Origin of the sequence: Protofrankia sp. Cj3 (assembly GCF_917627355.1) — a bacterium.
Taxonomy (GTDB): domain Bacteria; phylum Actinomycetota; class Actinomycetes; order Frankiales; family Frankiaceae; genus Protofrankia.
Map to the genome: position 1 here is coordinate 1 of NZ_CAKJTR010000022.1, position 3409 is coordinate 3409.

Consider the following 3409-nt stretch of genomic DNA (forward strand, 5'->3'; position numbering starts at 1 on the left):
AACTAACAGCTGGAGCTGGATTGATTTTGGTTTCACGGCGGTATTCGGCGGCTTGGTAGGTGCGGCCGAAGTTCAGACAAATCCAGGTTCTTTTGCCGGACAAGGTAGGGAAATTAAGTTTAGTAAAAATTTCAGAGTTGCACCGTTTGGCAACCGAACCGGGCATCGACTTGGACGGTACCCGCATTATCATCGTCGACGTATTGACTCCAGGACTGGGGAGACGCGTCATGGCCAAGGGGTTGGCCGACACCGTCCTTGGGAAAGTAAAAAAGGCGACAAAAGCTGGTGGAGCAGGTGGTAGAGCGACAACCCCCTTTTATCCTCAACGAGCATGGAGACGTTGAAGTCTTCGATTCGGAAGTAGAGCTGCTTAGTTACGTTGAGTCGATAGATATCCTAAATAAGGAGTACGAGGTTTGGGATAGTAGTGGCCGTAAATTCGGCTTGCGTGCGGATCCGAAGATGCTTACTGATGGTCCACTTCAAGAGCTTGAGCTCGAAGCATTGTTGAGACGATATGCTCGTTATCTATACGGCAATGGATATGTATCGCACGAGCCTTTGAGTAAGACGTCGATCAAGGATCTAATCGATTTTATTTGCCACTTTCAACGCACCAGGGTCGGATACAAGGAACATTTTTTTGTGCGAATCAAAAAGATGTTCGGGAAAATCTTTCGAAAGTGAACTACCCGGATTATCTGGAGGCTCTGGCCTTCGGCGCTGCTGACGACGATTACCGGTTGGGGTTCGAGTGTGAGTGGGATCGGGCCGCGGCCACGGTCTATTCGGTCCGTCGGTAAGTGCCCGGCCTGATGTAGTGACGATGCCTCCGTCCGAGATGATCGGGTCGGGGGCATCGTCATGTCCATGGGCCTCTCTCCTCCCGTATCGGGGGACGGACCCGGCCGGCTCGGTGACCTTGTTAGAGAGCCAGCCTGGTGTTGGGTGGCGACCGACGAGCTGAGGTACCCGCGCATCGCGCGGCGATGGGGATAGGAAGCGATCACGCGAGGTGCGTGTCCCAGCCCCGCGACGCCGCGTCCCCTGTTGCCGGTCGTTCTTAGCCGGTGAGGAGGGTGATGCTGCGACCGGCGGGGCTGGTGGTGGACAGCCCCCCTGGCTGGCGACAAGCCGGATGCTTGACCGCCACGGGCCGGAACAGAACAAGATCCGTACTGTGGAGGTGTCGCCGAAATGAACACGATGATGCCGGATTAACTATCTGATGCTATGTTCCGGCGGCATATGTTCACCTTCGGTTCGGGGCGTACGCCGCTCGTGCGGGGGATGCGCCTGCGCTGAGGCCAGCGGTCAGCTCCGCGGCTGGGATGTGGTCGGCTGCCGACCCGCGTATAAGGCCCGGTACGGTGCGTGGAAAGCTCGACGGATACGGGCGGCGCAGGAGATCCGGGGGCTGATGGTCATATGGGGAACGGGCAGGACACGACGTCGGCACCGGAGTGGGACTTCGTCCTTTCCCATGCCCCGGCTGACCGCGCATGGGCGGAGTGGATCGCCTGGCAGCTGGAAGCTGTCGGCTACCGGGTGCGGCTCCAGGCCTGGGATGGAGTGCCCGGGTCGAACCGGGTAGCTGGCATACAGCGGGGCGTTACCCACGCCCGACGGATCATCGTTCTGTTGTCCCGCGCCTACCTGTCCTCGCTGTCCGGGCAGGCGGAATGGCAGACAGCCCTAGCCGTTGATCCACTCGGCTCTGACCGCAAGCTTCTGCCGATTCGGTTGGAAGACTGCCCACGGCCGGGGCTGCTCGACCAGATTGAGCCGATCGACCTGGTCGGTCACACCGACGAGGACGTCTGCCGACGCGTCCTCCTCGACGGGATCACCATGGCGATTAAGGGACGAGGGAAGCCCGCAGAGCCGTCTCCCTTCCCCCCGAGCCGTGCCAGTTCCCCGCCGTCGGGCGCGTCTGAGAAGCCGCCTCCGCCTTTCCCCGGCGCGACCGCGGCACCAGGTTCGTCCTTACCACACCTACCGCGGGAGGACAACAGCAGCCTCCCGTCGGTGGCGGCCGACTCGTCGTCCCTGTCCGGTCAGCCGGATATGAATAACCCCAGATCGTTCCTTCCGGGGGTGCGGCCGTGGATACGGACGCACCGGCTGCCGCTGGGCGCATCCGGGGCCGTCGTGTTTCTGGCGTTTTTGGCGTTGCTGGCCTGGCGGCTCTGGCCGTCCAGCCCCAGTTCGCCCGATGGCTGTCAGCCGTGGCCAGGCGTCGCGGTGACCAAGGCCGACGACGGGGAGTGCGTCGGCTACAGCACGGGTGGATTCACCTTCGGCGTGGGTAAAGATCCGTCGGTCGTCCGGCTCCAGGATATCCAAGAAAAGATCTTCGAGCAGAACAGGTGTGCGGACGAACTCGATAAGCGGCCTGGGGGAGAACGGCGGCGCTCTGTCACACTGGTGTACTTCGGCTCTCTCACCCGGAGGCCCGCATCGACGCCGGGAACGGGCTGGGCCGATCCCCAGGTGGCGGAGATGCTGGCGCTGCTGACCTGGCAGCGCCAGCTGAACCAGTTCGGGAATACCGGTCCGTGCGTGGGGGCGAAGGATGATCCGTCCCGTTATCGCATTGCGTTGCGTGTTGTGATCGCAAACGGTGGCGAGGCGATGGGACAGGCAGCCATGGTCACCCAGAAATACATAGTTCCCCTCGCCACAGCTCCGGGGGAGCGGGTCATCGGGGTCATTGGTATGGACCGCAGTACGCCGGTCACCCTTGAGGCAATCAGGACGTTGGGGATGGAAAACATTCCCGTGATCGCCCATGGCCTTTCTGCCGATGGCGTTGACCGGCAGTCGGAGAGATACTTCCAGATGGTGCCCGCGAACAGGCGCGACGCGCAGCTTGTAGCGCTGTATGCCTGGCGGAACAACAAGAAAAGAATCACGGTCTACTACCCCGGTGAGCCTGGAGAAAATGGTGCGGTGCCGCGTCCAGACGACGATGACACGTATGTTTCGACACTGGTGAAGGATATCGACGAGGAGGTGCCGAAGGTCGCCGCGCGGTTGAAGATCGGTCTCTCGGTCGACCGGCGGGGCTGGGACAAGAACCTGAACATGTCACCCGGCCGGGGTGCCGCTTCCGGTCCGAACATCAGCGCTCAGCTGGAAAGTGAGTTTCAGAAGAGGTGTACGACCCAGCGGCCGGATGATCTGATTTTCTATGCCGGTAGACAGGAACAGTTCGGCGAGTTCCTCAAAGGAATGGCGGAGTGTATCGGCGAGAAGAACATTCTTCTGCTCGCCGACGGCACTGTCGGCAGGTTTGTTCTTGAATACGCTGGAAAGAATATCTACAACGTGCCGATACGATATATTTCCAGGGCGGCGCCTGTGGTTCTCGCCGGGAAGAAGTGCCTGACGAACGAGCTGGTGG

The 3409-nt window shown here is 60.7% G+C and carries 2 protein-coding genes and 2 pseudogenes; 3 read left to right on the top strand and 1 reads right to left on the bottom strand.

Features of this window, described 5'->3' with window-relative positions; all coding sequences use genetic code 11:
• Positions 1-187, bottom strand: a 187-nt coding sequence (locus MJ783_RS04915; protein WP_239308728.1) for a hypothetical protein, incomplete at its 3' end; no start/stop codon positions are given.
• Between the two features lie 101 nt (positions 188-288).
• Here MJ783_RS04915 and MJ783_RS04920 point away from each other — a divergent pair.
• The 3 genes and pseudogenes from MJ783_RS04920 to MJ783_RS04930 all read left to right on the top strand — a co-directional run.
• On the top strand, positions 289-690 hold the full coding sequence (locus tag MJ783_RS04920) for a hypothetical protein (protein WP_239308729.1): 402 nt from the start codon (positions 289-291) through the stop codon (positions 688-690).
• Positions 691-1431: 741 nt separating this feature from the next.
• A pseudogene (locus tag MJ783_RS04925) lies at positions 1432-1809 on the top strand (toll/interleukin-1 receptor domain-containing protein); the annotation flags it as partial.
• A 438-nt stretch (positions 1810-2247) separates the two neighbouring features.
• Positions 2248-3409, top strand: a pseudogene (locus MJ783_RS04930) (hypothetical protein); the annotation flags it as partial.